Annotated in this window: 10 protein-coding genes; 4 read left to right on the top strand and 6 right to left on the bottom strand. The window is 71.1% G+C overall.

The features are described 5' to 3' along the window. Positions 1-2: 2 nt before the first annotated feature. From ACZ56L_RS10640 to ACZ56L_RS10615, 6 genes are all read right to left on the bottom strand, one after another. Complete coding sequence (locus tag ACZ56L_RS10640) at positions 3-2,123, bottom strand: beta-galactosidase (protein WP_471063170.1); 2,121 nt, start codon at positions 2,121-2,123, stop codon at positions 3-5. An 86-nt stretch (positions 2,124-2,209) separates the two neighbouring features. Then, positions 2,210-3,964: a cellulase family glycosylhydrolase gene (locus ACZ56L_RS10635; RefSeq protein ID WP_471063168.1), complete on the bottom strand. Its 1,755-nt coding sequence runs from the start codon at positions 3,962-3,964 to the stop codon at positions 2,210-2,212. Positions 3,965-4,014: 50 nt separating this feature from the next. Further along, entirely contained in the window at positions 4,015-5,535 is a 1,521-nt protein-coding gene (locus ACZ56L_RS10630) for a glycoside hydrolase family 43 protein (RefSeq protein ID WP_471063166.1), read from the bottom strand. A 136-nt stretch (positions 5,536-5,671) separates the two neighbouring features. Continuing rightward, the gene (locus tag ACZ56L_RS10625) at positions 5,672-6,637 is read right to left on the bottom strand and encodes a carbohydrate ABC transporter permease (protein ID WP_468685566.1); all 966 of its coding nucleotides are present in this window, start codon (positions 6,635-6,637) and stop codon (positions 5,672-5,674) included. After that, positions 6,634-7,665 (bottom strand): ABC transporter permease, encoded by a 1,032-nt coding sequence (locus tag ACZ56L_RS10620; RefSeq protein ID WP_471063163.1) that lies wholly within the window; start codon positions 7,663-7,665, stop codon positions 6,634-6,636. The genes ACZ56L_RS10625 and ACZ56L_RS10620 overlap by 4 nt, the downstream gene beginning before the upstream one ends. Further along, a complete protein-coding gene (locus ACZ56L_RS10615; protein ID WP_471063161.1) occupies positions 7,662-9,338 on the bottom strand; it encodes an ABC transporter substrate-binding protein in 1,677 nt (558 codons plus the stop codon). Before ACZ56L_RS10615 ends, ACZ56L_RS10620 begins: the two co-directional genes overlap by 4 nt. 163 nt (positions 9,339-9,501) lie before the next feature. On the opposite strand from ACZ56L_RS10615, the gene ACZ56L_RS10610 reads away from it, so the two are divergent. From ACZ56L_RS10610 to yicI, 4 genes are all read left to right on the top strand, one after another. Then, entirely contained in the window at positions 9,502-12,390 is a 2,889-nt protein-coding gene (locus tag ACZ56L_RS10610; protein WP_471063159.1) for a glycoside hydrolase family 3 C-terminal domain-containing protein, read from the top strand. Between the two features lie 162 nt (positions 12,391-12,552). Continuing rightward, positions 12,553-13,536 (top strand): acetylxylan esterase, encoded by a 984-nt coding sequence (locus ACZ56L_RS10605; RefSeq protein WP_345220001.1) that lies wholly within the window; start codon positions 12,553-12,555, stop codon positions 13,534-13,536. A 118-nt stretch (positions 13,537-13,654) separates the two neighbouring features. Beyond that, positions 13,655-15,079: a GH1 family beta-glucosidase gene (locus tag ACZ56L_RS10600; protein ID WP_468685549.1), complete on the top strand. Its 1,425-nt coding sequence runs from the start codon at positions 13,655-13,657 to the stop codon at positions 15,077-15,079. After that, the gene (yicI, locus tag ACZ56L_RS10595) at positions 15,076-17,358 is read left to right on the top strand and encodes an alpha-xylosidase (RefSeq protein ID WP_471063156.1); all 2,283 of its coding nucleotides are present in this window, start codon (positions 15,076-15,078) and stop codon (positions 17,356-17,358) included. The genes ACZ56L_RS10600 and yicI overlap by 4 nt, the downstream gene beginning before the upstream one ends. Positions 17,359-17,553: the final 195 nt, after the last annotated feature.

Genomic DNA, 17,553 nt, shown 5'->3' with positions numbered 1-17,553 from the left:
ACTCATCGCCGCGTGCGGAATGCCCGTACGTCCCAGGCGCCGAGGGACACCAGCTCACCTGCGGCAACGGCCGTGCCGTCGAGGGCGTCGACCAGGTGCGCGGGCGCCGGGACGTCGTCCGGCTCCCAGCTCCAGTTGTGCACGACGTGGACGCGCCGTCCGTCCGGGGCGGTACCGGTCGCCACCGTGACGGACTCGGGCAGCCCGTCCCAGCCGCTGACGGGGGCGGGCGCCAGCCAGGCGGCCAGCGACCGGGCCAGGCCACGCCCCGGCACCGTACCGACGCAGGTCACCCGGCCCGCGCCGTGCGGGCGGGTGGTGACGGCGGGCCAGCGGCCGAAGTGCGGGTGGTCGTACCCGGCCAGCACCGTCGCGTCGGTGACGGTGAGGCCCTCCACCCAGTGGGTCGCGGTCGCGTCGGCGTCGAGGCGCAGGGTGCCGCCGGGCGCGGCGTGCAGCCCCAGTGCGCCGGAGAGGTTGCTGAACTCGTCGTACGACACCCCGGCGGCGGCCGTCAGCCGGGCGGGGGCCGGTTCGTGGCGGGCCCGCGCCTCGTGGTCCGCGTAACCGGTGCGGGGGCCGAGGACGAGGTGGCCGCCGGCGGCGGCGTACGCCTCGAACCAGTCGAGCAGGGAGTCCTCGGCCAGGTATAGGCCGGGGACGACCAGTACGGGGTGGAGTGCGGCGGCCACTTCGGGCGCCGGGCCGTCCCGTTCGCCCCGGGCGTCGTGCAGTTGGCGGGCGTGCAGGATGCGCACCTGGCGGCCGGACTCGAACGCGCCCCGGTAGAAGGGGTCGAAGATGCGCTGGTACGAGGCGGCGTCCGGACGGCCGTCCGCGGTCGCCAGCGGCGGGTACTTCTCCATCAGCCACTGGCTGGGCGCCGAGTGCACCATCGCGATGTCGGCGTCGGGTGTGATCCCGGCGAAGAGTTCGCCCGCTTTCTCGAACTCGGCGCCCAGTGCCGCGAGTTCGCTGTACACCCGGCCCGGCCGCCCGCTGTGCGGCAGCACTCCGCCCCAGTGCGTCTCGGTGCCGAAGTGCAGGGTGTGCCAGTGCCAGTACTCGATCATCCGCGCGCCGCGCGAGACGAGCGCCCACGCGGCCTGCCGCCACTGTCCGTCGTAGCCGGGGCGGTTGTCCGAAGTGCCGCTGACGGCCTGCGCGTTGGTCTCGGTGACCAGGAAGGGTTCCTGGCGGGAGGAGAAGATCCGGTCGGCGCTGCGGTACAGGGCCCACACACCGCTGGTCTTCCACTGCTGCTCGTGGGCGAGGGGGGTGGGGTCGGGCAGGGCGAGGGCGTCCTGGAGGTCGTAGTAGGGGTTGCCCGCGGTGACGTCCAGGGCGTCGGTGAGTTCGTCGTCCTCCAGCGCGGGGTGGGCGTAGGCGAGGCAGGTGGTGACGAACTGGTCCGGGCGGGCGTACTCGCGGGCGATGTCCGCCTGTCGGCCGATGAACTCGGTGGTCTGGCGCGCCTGGAACGCCCGCCAGGCGACGTCGTACTGCGGCTGCTGGTTGCCGTCGGGCTTCCACAGGTCGGCCCAGGTGGACAGGCGGTGCGACCAGTAGACCAGGCCCCACTCGCGGTTGAGGGCCTCCACGTCGCCGTACTTCTGGCGCAGGTGGTCGGTGAACCGCTGGAAGACGCCGTGGTTGTGCGGCAGGCGCAGACCGGGCTCGTTGTCGACCTGGAAGCCGATGACGGCCGGGTGGGCGGCATGGCGGGTGAGGATCGCCCTGGTGATGCGTTCGGCGTGGAAGCGGAAGGCGGGGTGGGTGAAGTCGGCCTCCTGACGGGCGCCCCAGCCGGTGGGCCGCCCGGTGGTGTGCTCGACGGCGATCTCCGGGTACTGGCGGGCCAGCCAGGGCGGCACGGCGTAGGTGGGGGTGCCGAGGACGACGGAGATGCCGCGGGCGTGCGCCCCGTCGAGGACCGGGGTGAGCCAGTCGAGCGCGAAGCGGCCGTTCTCCGGCTCCCAGGTGGACCAGACCGACTCACCGACCCGGATGACGGTGAACTTCGCCTCCGCCATCAGGTCGAGGTCTTCCTCGAGCCGGTCGTGGGGCTGGTACTCGGGGTAGTAGGCGGCGCCGAACAGGACGCGCGGGGGCAGCGGGAACACGTCGGACGCACCTCGGAATCGGCGGGGTGAGGGCCCCGGCTGCCGGGGGAGCGGCAGCCGGGGCGTACGGGGGGGAGGGCGCGGGGTCAGGTGACGGTGCCGGTGACCGTGCTGCCGGTCCTGGTCACCTGGTAGGTGACGGTGGCGCCGCTGTAGAAGTGGAAGACCAGCGTGGCCGTCTGCCCCTCGCGGAGCGACGTGTTGAACGCCGGGGTCAGGACGATCGTGCTCTTCGGGTAGTCCGGCGAGAACGCCTGGTTGAACTCCTGGTACGGGGTCCAGTCGGTCGGGCCCGCGTTGCTGCCGTCCGCGTAGGTGGCGTGCATGGTGGCCAGTTGGTCGCCCCGGTACTGGGCGGGGACGGCGAACGCCTCGGTGGTGCCGGTCGTGTTCGTCAGCACCGGGCGGCCGGTGGTGACCACCTCGACGGTCCAGGGCCGACCGGCGGAGAACCGGGCCTGCACCGTGGCGTTGACCCCGTATCCCCGGTCACCGGCCAGTCGGGTCAGCAGTTCTGCCGTGAGGGTGAGCCGGTCGCCGGAGAGGGTGTAGTCCCGGCCCTGGACCAGCTTGCCGGAGCCGTGCCACAGGCCCCGGAACTTCAGGCCGTTGCGGTTCAGGGTGAGCGAACGGGCGGGGACGGCGCCCGACTTCGGCAGGTACACCCTGTCGAAGGAGGTGCTGCCCGAGCGGGTGGTCCAGCTCGACTTGATCAGGGCGAACAGGGCGGGGTCGCGCCACTTCAGCGTCTCCCGGTTCAGCAGGTTGAACGCGTCCCACAGGGCGGTGGTGATGCCGAGGGTGCGCATCTTGTGCCCGAGGTGCTCGAAGTACTTCAGCGCCTCGCCCCGCTCGACGCTCTCGGGGTGGAAGTGGTTCGGCCAGCTGAGCAGGCCGAACTCGCCGAGGTACACCGGGATGCCCCGGGCGAGGAGGGTGTCGCGCACCCGGTCGAAGGAGGTCTCCAGGTCTTTCTGGGCGGTCTCGTCGTAGCGGGTGCCGCCCGCGATGTTCACGCTGAACGGGTACCAGCTGTAGTAGTGCACGGTGGCGATCAGGTGCGGGTCCTTCAGCGCGCGGATGGTGGTGACGAGGTCGTCCAGGGGCTTCTGGTTGGCGGAGGTGTTCCAGGAGGGCAGGACCAGCACACGGTCGCCGTTGCGGCTGCCCGAGGCGCGGACGATCGAGTGGAAGGAGGTGTTGAGCTCGTGCAGGAACCGGGTGATCTGCTCCTGGGAGGCGTCCGCGAACTGCGGCTCGTTGATGCTCTCGAAGAGCACGCTGCGCGGGGCGTCACGGAACTGCCGGGCGATCTGGGTCCACAGCGAGTTGTAGCGGGCGACGACCTGATCGTGCTCGGTGGACATCTTCTTGATCCACTGCCACGAGTCGTGGTGCACGTTGAGCACCACGTACAGGCCCTCGGCGACCGCGAAGTCCACGACCTGCTGGACCCGCTTCATCCAGGTGGCGTCGACGGCGTAGGGGGCGGTGGCGGACTGGTGGTCGGTCCAGGTCACGGGGATGCGGACGCTGCGGAAGCCCTCGGAGCGGATCTTCGCGAAGTGCGCTCTGGTGGTCAGCGGGTTGCCCCAGGACGTCTCGTCCGGGATGGCGTCCAGGGTGTTGCCCAGGTTCCAGCCGGGCTGCATCGCCGCGTTGACGTCCTTGGCCTGGTACGGCACGGCGACGGCGGGCCGCGGCGGCTTCTTGCCCTCGTCCGGCCCGGCCGCCGCCGTACCGGCGGACAGGCCCAGCACGACCGCCAGCGCCAGCAGCACGGCCAGCAGGCGGCCGGGACCGTGGCTCCGGTGGTACGAGGATCGTCGTAGGTCGTTCACGGTGTTCCTTTCGGTCGGTGGTGCGCCGTGGTGCGGGGGAGCCGACTGGCTCAGCCGTCGAGCGGCTCGTAGTCGAACCAGTCGAAGTGGACGGTGCCGGAGGCGGCGTACATGCCGATCACCCGGCCGGTGAAGCCGCCGGCGACCTCGGTGGAGAGGTACCGGCCGTCCAGGGAGGCGAGTTCGGTGTACGCGCCGCCCGGGAACTCGACGCCGAGGGCCAGCCGGTCGGGACCGGTCCGCGGGCCCTGCGGAGGCTGGGGCACGACGTCGAGGCCGAGCACCACCGGCCCGGCGGGCACCGGGGCGGAGGCGACCTCGGTGCGCAGGGAGCCGATCCGGGCGAGGACCCTCACTTCGCCGTCGGCCGCCTCGATCTCGTAGTGGTGCTGCTCGTCCAGCCGTACGGCCAGCCCGCCGCGTCCTCGGCCGGGGTCCACGAGGGTGCGCACCCGGCAGGAGAAGTGCTGCTGGCGGCGGCCGACGAAGGTCACGTCGGGCGCGTCGAGGGACTCCCCCGCGGCGCGCAGGGTCAGGTGACCGGGGCGCTCCTCGGTGGTGCACAGCCGCTCCGGGCGGGCGCGCAGCGACAGCCAGTGGAAGGGGAGCGAGGCGTCGTCGAAGTCGTCCCTCCCGGTGGTGGCGGGAACGGGGTGCAACGGCCAGGCGGGGGCGGGCAGCTCGCCGGTGACCTCCCCGATTACCGGCCAGCCGTCGACCCATTCCACCGGGGCGAGGAAGGTCTCGCGGCCCAGTACGTGCCAGCCGGGGGTGCCGCCGCGCGGCCGAACCGCGAGCAGCACCATCCACCAGGACCCGTCGGGCGCCTGGACCAGGTCCGCGTGACCGGTGTTCTGGATGGGGCGACTGGTGCCGCGGTGGGTGAGGACGGGGTTGTCCGGGCAGGGCTCGAACGGGCCCGAGGGGTGACGTCCACGGGCGATCGAGACGGCGTGTCCGCGCTCGGTCCCGCCCTCGGCGATCATCAAGTACCAGAACTCGCCGATCCGGTACAGGTGCGGCGCCTCGGGGGCCTGGGCGCCCGGGCTGCCGGACCAGAGGGGACGCGGCCCGTTCAGCACCTTCCCGTTGTACGGGTCCAGACGGACCTGCGAGACCCCGGCGACCGTGCACCAGCAGGCGCCGTCCTCGTCCCAGGCGAGATCGGGGTCGATGCCCGGCACGTCCGGCAGCCGCACCGGGTCCGACCAGGGGCCCGCCGGGTCGGTGGCGGTGAGGAGCATGTTGCCCTCGTCGTTCACGTTGGTGACGACCAGCCAGAAGCGGCCGTCGTGGAAGCGCAGGGTGGGGGCGTAGATTCCGCCGGAGGACGGCCGGTCGTACGGCAGGCGCAACTGGGCGGGCCGGTCGAGGGCATTGCCGATCTGCTTCCAGTGCACCAGGTCGCGGCTGTGGAAGACAGGGATGCCGGGGAAGTACTCGAAGCTGGAGCAGACGAGGTAGTAGTCGTCGCCCCGGCGGCAGATGCTGGGGTCGGGGTGGAAACCGGGGAGCACCGGGTTGGCGAGGGTGAGGGCGGGGGCGCCGTCCGGGCGGTGGTGGTCGGACACGTGAGGGGGTCTTCCTGTGGGAACGGGGAGTGAGGAGTGTTCGGCATGTCGAACATGGTTCGGAATGGATCCCGGGCCGCCCCGAAGAGACAGGCGGGGGCATGGGGCCGTTACGGCAACAGCACCGCGGACGTGCTCAGCCCTTGATGGCGCCGGTGAGGACACCGGTGCGCAGGTGCTTCTGGACGAAGGGGTAGACGACCAGCAGCGGTATCAGCGTCAGGACCACCACCGCCATCTGCAACGACAGCGGAGCGGTCTGCATCTGGGTGCCGCCGAAGCCGCCGTCGACCGAACCGGGCATTCCGTTGCCCCTGTTCACATAGGTGAGCAGCACGTACTGCAACGGCCACTTCGCGCTGTCCGTCGGCATGTAGATCATGACGTTGAAGAAGGAGTTCCAGTAGCCGACCCCGTAGAAGAGCGCGATCACGGCGGTCACGGCACGCGAGGTGGGCAGGACCACGGACCACAGGATGCGCCACTCGCCGGCGCCGTCCATCCGGGCCGCGTCGATGAGTTCGGAGGAGGTCGACTGGTAGAAGGCGCGCAGGACGAGGATGTTGAAGACCGAGACCGCGCTCGGCAGCACCAGCGCCCACCACTGGCCGTAGCCGCCGAGCCCGGTGACGACCAGGAAGGTCGGAATCAGTCCGCCGCCGACGAACATGGTGACGATCAGCAGCATCAGGACGAAACGGTGGCCGAGCGACCTGGAGCGGGAGAGCCCGTAAGCACAGGTGATGGAGACCGCCATGGAGAAGGCCGTGCCGACGAGGGTGATGCCGAGGCTGACGATCAGCGCGTTCAGCACGGTCGAGTCGCTCAGCATCTGCCGGTACGCCTCGGCGGTCAGTCCGTCCGGCCAGATCACCAGACCGCCGGCCCGGTTGATCGAACCGGCGTCGGAGAAGCTGGTCAGGACGATGATCCAGAGCGGGACGACGACGAGGGCGAGCACTCCGCCGAGAGTGAGGCCCTTGGCTGCCTGGCCGACCCCGGTGGGCGGTTCTTCCCAGGGCGGGCGGTTCGAACCGGCCTTGGCACGGGGGGACCCGAGTGCTGTGCGCCGGGTGGTGGCGGGGATGGGGGTGTCGGTCATTTTCGGTACAACCCGTCTTCGCCGAAGGCGTGGGCCAGCTTGTTGGCGCCCCAGATGAGCAGGAGCGAGATCGCGCTCTTGAAGAGGCCGGCCGCCGCGCCGTAGCTGTAGTCGCCGGTGGAGATGCCGTAGTAGAAGGAGAAGGTGTCCAGGACGTCCGCCGCGTCGTGGCCGACCGCCTCGCGCTGGATGAGGAACTGCTCGAAGCCGACCGTGAGCGCATTGCCCAGCCGCAGCACCAGCATCAGGACGATCACTCCGCGCAGCCCGGGCAGCGTGATGTGCCACATCCGCCGGAAGCGGCCCGCCCCGTCCGCCGCCGCCGCCTCGTAGAGGTCGGTGTTGATCGCGCTGAGGGCGGCGAGGAAGACGATGATCCCCCAGCCGGCCTCCTTCCAGACCGCCTGCGAGGTGACCAGCAGCGCGAAGGTGTCCGGGTTGGTCATGATGTCCCAGGTCCCGAAGTCGTGCCGGCGCAGGAACTGGTTGATCGCGCCGGCGCCGCCGAGCATCTGCTGGAAGATCGTGATTGCCAGCACCCAGGAGAAGAAGTGCGGCAGATAGACCACGGACTGGAAGAAGTTGCGGATTCTCAGGCTGAGCACGGAGTTGAGGAGCAGGGCCAGCGCTATCGGCACGGGGAAGAACAGGATCAGCTGGACGAAGCTCAGATAGAGCGTGTTCTGCAGGGCCTGCCAGAACTGGACGTCGGAGAGGAGCCTGTCGAACTGCTCGAACCCGACCCACGGGCTGTTCCACACGCCGTTCAGCGGGTCGTACTCCTGGAAGGCGGTGAAGACGCCGAAGAGCGGGGCGTAGTTGAAGACCAGGAGCAGGACGACGGCCGGCACCGTCATGAGCAGCAGGCTGCGGTCCCGGCGCAGGCGGATGCGCCAGTTGCGCCGGTCCGCCTTCCTGCCCCCGGGGTCCCCGGGCCTCCCGGGCTCCCCGGGGTCCTCGGGCAGCGGGGGCTGCTGCGGGGCGTCCGGGCCGGGGGTGCGGGCGGCGGGGGCGTGTGCCGTGCTCACAGGCCCGTCCCGTACTTCTCCAGGACGTTGCTGGTCATCCACTCCTTGAGGCGCTTGCCCTGCCCGGACTTCCAGGAGTCGACGACCGTCCGCACCTCGGACACCGTCTTCTTGCCGTGGCTGCAGTCCTTGATGGTGTCCGCCACGGGCTGGGCGGCCTCCGCTGTCGCCATCGCCTGCGGCAGGCTGATGTTCATGCCCCAGAACGGCGGCTTGACGAGCGTGTGGACGTTGGCCTTCTCCCAGTCCGTGACGTCCTTGACCAACTGGTCGTTGCCCGGGGCGCTGATCACTGCCGCGGGGGTCGCGAGGCCGGAGTAGGTGCCGGTCTGGGCGAATTTCTTGCCGTCCTCCGTGTAGACCGGCACCCCGTTCTCACGGGTGTGGTGGACGCCCTCGACCCCGAACTGGACCATCGTGTACTCGGCCGATCCGTACGGGGCGGCCAAGTAGTTCGCGACCGCGAGGAGTTCCTCGATCTGGGCCGGTTTCAGATTGGCGTTGAGGTAGCTGATCATGCTGGAGGCGGGGCCCATTTCCAGTCTGGGCCTGCCCTTGCCGTCGGCGGTGAAGACGTTGAAGGCACCGCGCCGGTACTGGGGGTTGGCGGCGGTGCCGGACTGGTGGTCGGCGAGGACCCAGGCGCCCTTGCCGTCTCCCTTGATGAGCGTCTTGCCGCTGTAGAAACGGGTGTTGGCGGCGGCGTTGTCGCCCGCCAGGGCGTCCGGATGCATACAGCCGGACTTGGCCAGCCGGTAGTGCCAGTCGAGTGCCTCCAGGAACTCCTGGGTCTCGTAGAGGTGGCTGAGCTTGCCGTCCTCGACCTTCCACTTCGTGGGAGCGCCCCAGAAGGTGTACACGTACGTCCAGATGTCGTCGAAGGCCCAGACGCCCCGCTTGGCGTCGGTGAGCTCCTTGCCGAGGCGCATCAGGTCGTCCGCGGACTTGACCTGGTCAGCGGTGATGCCCTTGGCCTCCAGGACGTCCCGGCGGTAGAAGGTGGCGCCGACCTCGTAGTTGCTGGCGTGTCCGGGGATGCCGTGGAGCTTGTCGTTCCAGACACCCGTCTGCCAGGCGCCGGTGGGCAGGGCCGCCAGGTTGGGGTACTTCTTGACCTTGTCGCCCGCCAGGTACGGAGTCAGGTCGGCCAGTTGGGAACCGGCCAGCTGTCCGGTGGCGAAGTTGGGGTTCCACCAGGCCGGCAGCAGTATCCAGTCCGGCAGCTTCTTGGCGGCGGTCATGGTGGGGACGATGGTGTTGTAGGTGTTGCCGTCCGCCGGCTTGACCTGGAGGTCCAGCCCCAGCGCCTTGGTCATGGCCTGGAAGTAGGAGTTGCCGGCCGGCGGGTTGGTGCCCCACAGCGGGGTGACGGCCGTGTAGCTGCCGCCCTTGCCCGGTACGCCCTGGACCGTGACGGGAGGCTTGGCCGGGTAGGTGAGGTAGCCGGGGTGCGTGGCCACGTCCCTGCCCCCGGCCGCCGGCGCGATCTCCGGTTTCACGGCGGTGCGCTCCACGTACGTCGGCAGTGCCGCCCTCATGCCTTCCTTCGTGTTCGCACCGCCGCGCTGTGCCCCTCCGCCCCCTCCGCAGGCGGTGAGCAGGGGGGACATCGCGGCGGTTCCCGCGGCAGCGGCGGCGGTGAGCAGACGCCTGCGGCTCATCTGGTGGCTCATGACGGTGGGGCCCCTTCCGGCAACAGCGCGTCGAAGCGCTTCACTTGGCAGCGGAAAGTAGCCGAGTTCATTCGGGCGAAACAAGAGGAAGAGCAGAACGAAACTTTCTCTTCCCTTCTCGTTGACAGGTTCTCGGCGGGAGTGAGAACGTCGATGCGCTTCGATGAAGGCCCGTCAAGGCCCACCCGCCCAAGGGGAGTTGCACGTGAGTTCCGTGCCCGAGTCCGCAACCGATCAGCCTGTTTTCCGCGACCCCGGCCACCCGTTGCGCAAGCGCGTCGACGATCTGCTCTCGCGGCTCACACCCGACGAGCGGCTCGCGATGCTGCACCAGCACGTGCCGGCCGTTCCCCGCCTGGGAGTCCAGGGATTCCGTACCGGCAGTGAGGCTCTGCACGGAGTCTCCTGGATCGGAGAGGCCACCGTCTTCCCGCAGGCCGTCGGCCTCGGCGCCACCTGGGACGAGGACCTGGTGCGCAAGGTCGGCGAGGCCGTCTCGGTCGAACTGCGCGCCTTCCACCACCACCGCACCCCCGACACCGGCCAGGGCCCCCACAGCCTCCAGGCCTGGGCGCCGGTCCTCAACCTGCTGCGCGACCCGCGCTGGGGCCGCAACGAGGAGGGCTACTCCGAGGACCCGGTGCACACCGCCCGCATCGGCGAGGCGTACTGCCGCGGCATGACCGGCGATCACCCGGACTACCTGCGCACCGCCCCCGTCCTCAAGCACTTCCTCGCCTACAACAACGAGGACGACCGCTGCACCACCTCCTCCGGGCTGCGCCCGCGCGTCCTGCACGAGTACGACCTGGCAGCCTTCCGCCCCGTCGTCGCCTCGGGCGCCGCGACCGGTGCCATGGCCGCGTACAACCTGGTCAACGGCCGCCCCTGTCACGTCACTCCGCTCATCGAGAGCGAGCTGCGCCGCTGGGCCGAGCCCACCGGTCACCAGCTGTTCGTGGTCAGCGACGCCGAGGCGCCGTCCAACCTGGTCGACCCGGAGCACTACTTCGACGACCACGCCGTCTCCCACGCCGCCGCCCTCAAGGCCGGGATCGACAACTTCACCGACCACGGCGAGGACAGCCACATCCCCCTCGGCAGGCTCCGCGAAGCCCTGGAGCGCGGCCTGATCGACCAGGGCGACATCGACCGCGCCGTCCGCCGCCAGCTCGAACTCCGATTCCGACTGGGCGAGTTCGACCCCGGACTCGACCCGTACGCGGCCATCGGCCCGGAGGTGGTCGACTGCGCCGAGCACCGCGCCCTGGCCCGCGAGGCCGCCACCGAGTCCGTCGTACTCCTCAAGAACGACGGCCTGCTCCCGCTGGACGCCCGGCCCGGCCCCCGGATCGCCGTCATCGGCCCGCTCGCCGACACCCTCTACGAGGACTGGTACAGCGGCACCCTGCCCCACCGGGTGAGCATCGCCGACGGCCTCACCGCGGCACTGGCCGCCCGGGGCGGCGAGGTCGTGCACGTGGAGGGCGCCGACCGCGTCGCACTGCGCTCGACCACCACCGGAGAACTCCTCGGCAAGACTCCCTTCGACGTCAACGAATGGGGCGACGACGTTCTCACCCTGCGGGCCGCCGACACCGGACTCCACCTCAGCCTCAAGGAGGACGGCGCCCTCGTCGCCGACCAGGAGATCCTCAAGACCTGGTTCGTCAACGAGACCTTCCGCCTCGAACCAGCGGACGGGGGAAGGGTGTTGCTGCGTTCCGTGATCTCCGGCCGGTACGCCGCCGTCGACCCCGAGGACGGTCGTACCACGGTCATCGCCGACACCCCGGACACCGCCGAGCAGTGGGAGAGGGAACTGCTGCACGACGGCCTCGCCGCGGCGCGCGCCGCCGCGCAGTCCGCCGACGCCGCCGTCGTCGTCCTCGGCAACCACCCGATGGTCAACGGCCGCGAGACCGAGGACCGCACCGGCATCGCCCTGCCCGCCACCCAGGAGCACCTGCTCCGCGAAGTCGCCGCCGTCCGCCCGGAAACCGTGCTGACCGTCATGAGCAGCTACCCGTACGCCGTCGACTGGGCCGACCAGCACCTGCCCGCCGTGCTGTGGACCTCCCACGGCGGCCAGGAGACCGGCCACGCGCTGGCCGCCGTACTCCTCGGCGACGCCGACCCCGCCGGCCGCCTTCCGCAGACCTGGTACCGGGGCGACGACGAACTGCCCGCACGCCTCGACTACGACATCATCAAGGCGGGCTGGACCTACCAGTACCACCGCACCGCGCCCCTCTATCCTTTCGGCCACGGACTGTCCTACACCGACTTCGGCTACGGCGACCTGCGCCTTTCGCGGTCGTCGATCGACCAGGACGGCACGGTCGACGTCACGGTCACGGTGACCAACGGCAGTTCACGCCCCGGCAGCGACGTCGTCCAGCTCTACGTCCGGGCGCTGGACGCCCGCTACGAGGCGCCCCGGCTGCGGCTCGCCGACTTCCGCAAGCTCCGGCTCGATCCCGGCGAGAGCCGCGAGCTGACCTTCCGGACACCGGCCGAGCGGCTCGCCCACTGGGACGTCGCCACCGGTGCCTTCACCGTCGACCCCGGCGGTTACGAGATCCTCGTCGCCCGCTCCGCCGGCCACTGCGTCCTCACCGCACCCTTCATGGTGACCGGAAGGGACCCCGAACCCCGGGTGGTCGTCGAACGGCGCACCCTGACAGCCGATTTCGACGACCACACGGCCATCGCCCTCGTGGACGCCGCCCCCACGCACGGCGACGCGGTCACCCCCGCCGACCCCGGACGGCCCGCGACCCTGCTCTTTCGCGGCACCGACCTCTCCGGGGCGGTCCGCGTCGAGGTGGAGGTCGCACGCGAGGACACCGGAACGGACGAGGCGCGGCTCGAACTCCGGGCGTCGGAGAAGCGGTTGGCCGCGGTCGACGTGCCGGTCACCGGCGACCGCCACAGGTGGACCACCGTGACCGCCGAACTCGCCGAACCAGCCGTCGGCGTCCACGACCTGCACCTGACCCTGCACGGTGAGTTCCGCCTCCGAGCCTTCCGCTTCTCCGGGTCCTGCTGAGGCCCACCCCCGTCAGGAGCAGCGGTCCGCCCTCGCACGGAGGCGGGCCGCCTGCCCGCCCGCGACGGCACCCGGACCGCCAGGTGCGATCCTCGGCGCCGATCGCCTGCCCGTACCACGGCGCCCCGCCGCCCCGCCGTCCACGACAACCGGAGGCCAACCATGCCGCTCACCGATCTCGGGCTCGATGAGCTCACCCGATACCGACCGGAGCTGTCCGTCCCCGAGGACTTCGACGACTTCTGGCGGCGCACCCTCGAAGAGGCCCGCCGGCACGGCGGCGCGGTCAAGGCCGAGGGGGTCGCCTCCGCACACCTGCTGAGCAACGTCGAGGTCGACGACGTGCGCTTCCCCGGCTGGAACGGCGAGCCGGTGGCCGCCTGGCTGCTGCGCCCGCGCGGCGCGGAAGGACCGCTGCCGGTCGTCGTCACCTACATCGGATACAGCGGCGGCCGCGGCCTGCCCACGGAACACCTGCTCTGGGCGTCCGCGGGTTTCGCCCAACTCGTCGTGGACAGCCGGGGGATGGGCCACGACACCCCGGACCGGACCGTGGGCGACGGCACCCAGTGGTCCGAAGGGTTCATGACCCGCGGCATCGACCACCCCGGCCACTACTACTACCGACGGCTGATCACCGACTGCGTGCGCGCCGTGGACGCCGTCTCCCAGCTGCCCGCCCTCGACGAGGGCCGGATCGTGCTGACCGGCGGCAGCCAGGGCGGCGGACTGGCCCTCGCGGTCGCGGGCCTCGTCGGCGCCCGCGCGGCGGCGCTGATGACGGACGTCCCGTTCCTGTGCCACTACCGCCGGGCCGTGAACATCACCGGGGAGGCCCCGTACTCGGAGATCGCCAAGTACCTGCGCTGGCACAGCCGCCACCGTGTGGAGCGGACCTTCGCCACCCTCGACTACTTCGACGGCGTCCACTTCGCCACTCGGGCCACCGCGCCCGCCCTGTTCAGCGTCGGTCTGATGGACCCGATCTGCCCGCCCTCCACGGTCTACGCCGCCTTCAACCACTACGCGGGCGAGGACCGCACCATGACCGTGTGGCCGTTCGCCGACCACGGCGGCGGCTACGGCTCCAACCCAGCCGTCCAGCTCGCCTGGCTGCACGAACGCGGCACGGCCCCGAGGCTCTGACCGCCGCGGCCGGACCGTCCCTCCGACTGCCCCGCATCGCGGCGGAGGAGTGACGCACTCCACGCAAGCCGACGCCCCGCGCGCCGCCGCCCCCCGACCCGCCCACGAGGTACTCCGTATGCACCCTCCGGACTTCCCGGAACTGCCCGCAGGATTCCGCTTCGGCGCCGCCACCGCCGCTTACCAGATCGAGGGCGCCCATGACGCGGACGGCCGGGGCCCGAGCATCTGGGACACCTTCAGCCACACCCCCGGCCGCACCCTCAACGGCGCCACCGGCGACACGGCCTGTGACCACTACCACCGCTACCGCGAGGACGTGGGACTGCTGCGCGACCTCGGCGTCGACAGCTACCGCTTCTCGCTGTCCTGGCCCCGCCTGATCCCCGCGGGCACCGGCCCGGCCAACCCCCGGGGCCTCGACTTCTACGACCGCCTCATCGACGAACTGCTGGCCGCCGGCATCGCGCCCGCCGTCACCCTCTACCACTGGGACCTGCCGCAGGCCCTGGAGACCCCGCCCCCAGGCAGCACTGCCACCGGTGGCGGCTGGCGGGTGCGCGAGACCGCCGAGGCATTCGCCGAGTACGCCGCCCTCGCCGCCGCGCGCTACGGGGACCGCGTCGAGCGCTGGATCACCCTCAACGAGCCGTACTGCTCGGCCTTCGTCGGGCACGCCGAAGGACGCCACGCTCCCGGCGCCCAGGAGGGCCGCGGCGCGCTGGCCGCCGCCCACCACCTCCTGCTCGCCCACGGCCTCGCCGTACAGGCGCTGCGCAGCGCGGGCGCCCAGGAGGTCGGCATCACCCTCAACATCGACCGCATCCACGCCGCCTCCGACCGCCCGGAGGACCTCGCCGCCGTACGCCGCGCCGAAGTCCTGCACAACGAGACCTGGACCGAACCGCTCCTCGGCGGGCGCTACCCCCGTGGCCAGCACGAAACCTGGGGGGCGCTCGCCGACGGCGCCTGGCGCCGGCCCGGCGACCTGCGACTGATCGGCGCCCCGCTGGACTTCCTCGGCGTCAACTTCTACCGGCCGGTCACCGTCGCCGCGGCAGCCCACCGCACACCCGACCCCGGCCTCCGCGACGCCGTTGACATCGGTGTCACCGAACTCGACCCGTACGGCACCCGGCACACCACCATGGGCTGGCCCGTGGTGCCGCGCGCACTCACCGAACTGCTCCGCGACCTCCACGCCCGCTACCCACGCCTCCCACCGGTGTGGATCACCGAGAACGGCTCGGCCGAGGACGACACCGTCGCTCCCGACGGCCTCGTCCACGACACCGACCGGATCGCCTACCTGGCCGACCACCTCGCCGCCGTCGCCGACGCGGTCGCACAGGGCGTGGACGTACGCGGCTACCACGTGTGGTCCCTGCTGGACAACTTCGAGTGGGCGCGCGGCTACGACCAGCGCTTCGGCCTGGTCCACATCGACCACGACACCCTGAACCGCACGCCCAAGGACAGCTACCGCTGGTACCAGGGCATGATCACCGCGCACCGAGCGCGGACGGAGGAACCTGCCCGATGAAGTTCACCGACGGCTACTGGCTGATGCGTCCCGGCGTGGTGGCGCGCTACGCCGCAGAGGTCGCCGACATCCGGGCCGACGAGCACCGGATGACCCTCTACGCCCCCGTGAAGCACGTGCGCGGCCGGGGCGACACCCTCAACAGCCCGCTGCTCACGGTCGAGTGCTGGTCGCCCGCCGAGGGCGTGATCGGGGTGCGCACCACCCACCACGCCGGTACGCCGGACCCAGGGCCCCACTTCGCGCTGCCCGGCGCGGAGCCGGGCGCGGGAAAGGTGCGCAGGGACGGTGCGGTGACCGAACTCTCCGCCGGCGAACTCACCCTGCGGGTGGACGCCTCCCAGCCGTGGAACCTGGAGTTCACCGCCGAAGGCCGGACCTTGACCACGGTGGGGGAGCGCGGCACCGGCTTCGTCACCGACGCAGCGGGAAGCCACCACATGCTTGGCCAACTCTCGCTCGGAGTGGGCGAGCTGGTGTACGGGCTGGGCGAGCGGTTCACCCCGTTCGTCAGGAACGGCCAGACGGTGGACATCTGGCAGGCGGACGGCGGCACCAGCAGCGAACAGGCCTACAAGAACATCCCCTTCCACCTCACCAACCGGGGCTACGGAGTCTTCGTCAACCACCCCGGCAAGGTCAGCTACGAGATCGGCTCCGAGTCCGTCGGCCAGGTCCAGTTCAGCGTCGAGGACCAGACGCTGGAGTACTTCGTCGTGCACGGCCCCACCCCGAAACAGATCCTGGAGCGCTACACCGCCCTCACCGGCCGCCCCGCCCTTCCCCCGGCCTGGGCCCTGGGCCTGTGGCTGACCACCTCCTTCACCACCGACTACGACGAGGCCACCGTCAACCGCTTCGTCGGCGGCATGGCCGAGCGCGGCATCCCGCTGAGCGTCTTCCACCTGGACTGCTTCTGGATGCGCGAGTACCAGTGGAGCGACTTCGCATGGGACCCCGAGACCTTCCCCGACCCGGCCGGAATGCTGGCCCGGCTCAAGGAGCAGGGACTGCGGATCTCCGCCTGGATCAACCCGTACGTCGCCCAGAAGTCCGCCCTGTTCGCGGAGGGCATGCGCGAGGGGTACCTGGTGCGCCGCGCGGACGGCAGCGTCTGGCAGTGGGACCTGTGGCAGCCCGGCATGGCCTTGGTGGACTTCACCAACCCGGCCGCGCGCGACTGGTACACCGGCAAGCTGCGCGCACTGCTCGCCCAGGGGGTGGACTGCTTCAAGACCGACTTCGGCGAACGCATCCCCACCGATGTCGTCTGGCACGACGGTTCCGACCCCCAGCGGATGCACAACTACTACACCCAGCTCTACAACGAGGCCGTGTTCGAGCTGCTGCGCGAGGAGCGCGGTGAGGGCGAGGCGCTGCTCTTCGCCCGCTCCGCCACCGCCGGGGGCCAGCAGTACCCGGTGCACTGGGGCGGTGACTGCGAGTCCCACTTCAACGCCATGGCCGAATCGCTGCGCGGCGGGCTCTCCCTCGGCCTGTCCGGCTTCGGCTTCTGGAGCCACGACATCGGCGGCTTCGAGGGCACGCCGAGCCCGGCCGTCTTCAAGCGCTGGGTGCAGTTCGGCCTGCTCTCCTCGCACAGCCGGCTGCACGGCAGCAAGTCGTACCGGGTGCCCTGGGACTACGGCGACGAAGCCGTCGACGTCACCCGGGAGTTCACCCTCCTCAAGCACCGCCTCGCCCCCTACCTCCAGCGCGCCGCCCAGCAGGCGCACACCACCGGCATCCCGGTGATGCGCGCCATGGTGCTGGAGTTCCCCGACGACCCCGCAGCGGCCACCCTCGACCGGCAGTACCTGCTGGGCGGCGACCTGCTCGTCGCCCCAATCCTCAGCGACGACGGCACGGTGGAGTACTACGTCCCCGAGGGGACCTGGACCAACCTGCTGACCGGCGAGCAGGTCACAGGGCCGCGCTGGACCAAGGAACAGCACGGCTTCCACACCCTGCCGCTGCTCGTCCGCCCCGACTCCGCCATCCCCCTGGCGGCCGACGACCAGCACCCCGTCTCCGCCTGGGCCGACGGAGTCGAACTGCGCGTCCACGCCTTCGCCGACGGCGCGGAGCGCACGGTCGTCATCCCCCGCTCCGACGGCCCCGGCGAAAGCGCCCGCTTCCATCTGCGCCGCAGCGGCGACCGACTCCACGTCGCCACCGACAGCCTCCGTCCGTGGCACCTGCGGACCGGCGGACCGGACGGCACCCTGCACACCTGCCCGGCCGGCACCCCGCAGGCCGACTTCCCCTACCCGGTCTGAGAACGACGCCTCCTCCTCCGGCACGAGGTCTGTTCGTCTGTTCCGGGACACGGCAGGACGGTACGGCAGGACGGTACGGCAGGACGGTACGGGCCTCTGCCGCCGGAATCAGGCGCTTCGCACCGGTTTCGCGTTCGAGGAGCCGGACATCGGGGCGGGGTGACCGACACGCGGCCGAGTGCATGTCCTACGGTT

The organism is Streptomyces sp. NPDC039736 (genome assembly GCF_055596485.1).
The sequence above is the reverse complement of the archived record's forward strand: the minus strand, read 5'-3'. Positions and strand labels throughout refer to the sequence as shown.

Coding starts and splice junctions, on each gene's coding strand:
- ACZ56L_RS10605 (WP_345220001.1), top strand. CDS start 12,553: ATGCCGCTCACCGATCTCGGGCTCGATGAGCTCACCCGATACCGACCG.
- ACZ56L_RS10610 (WP_471063159.1), top strand. CDS start 9,502: ATGAAGGCCCGTCAAGGCCCACCCGCCCAAGGGGAGTTGCACGTGAGT.
- ACZ56L_RS10600 (WP_468685549.1), top strand. CDS start 13,655: ATGCACCCTCCGGACTTCCCGGAACTGCCCGCAGGATTCCGCTTCGGC.
- ACZ56L_RS10615 (WP_471063161.1), bottom strand. CDS start 9,338: ATGAGCCACCAGATGAGCCGCAGGCGTCTGCTCACCGCCGCCGCTGCC.
- ACZ56L_RS10625 (WP_468685566.1), bottom strand. CDS start 6,637: ATGACCGACACCCCCATCCCCGCCACCACCCGGCGCACAGCACTCGGG.
- yicI (WP_471063156.1), top strand. CDS start 15,076: ATGAAGTTCACCGACGGCTACTGGCTGATGCGTCCCGGCGTGGTGGCG.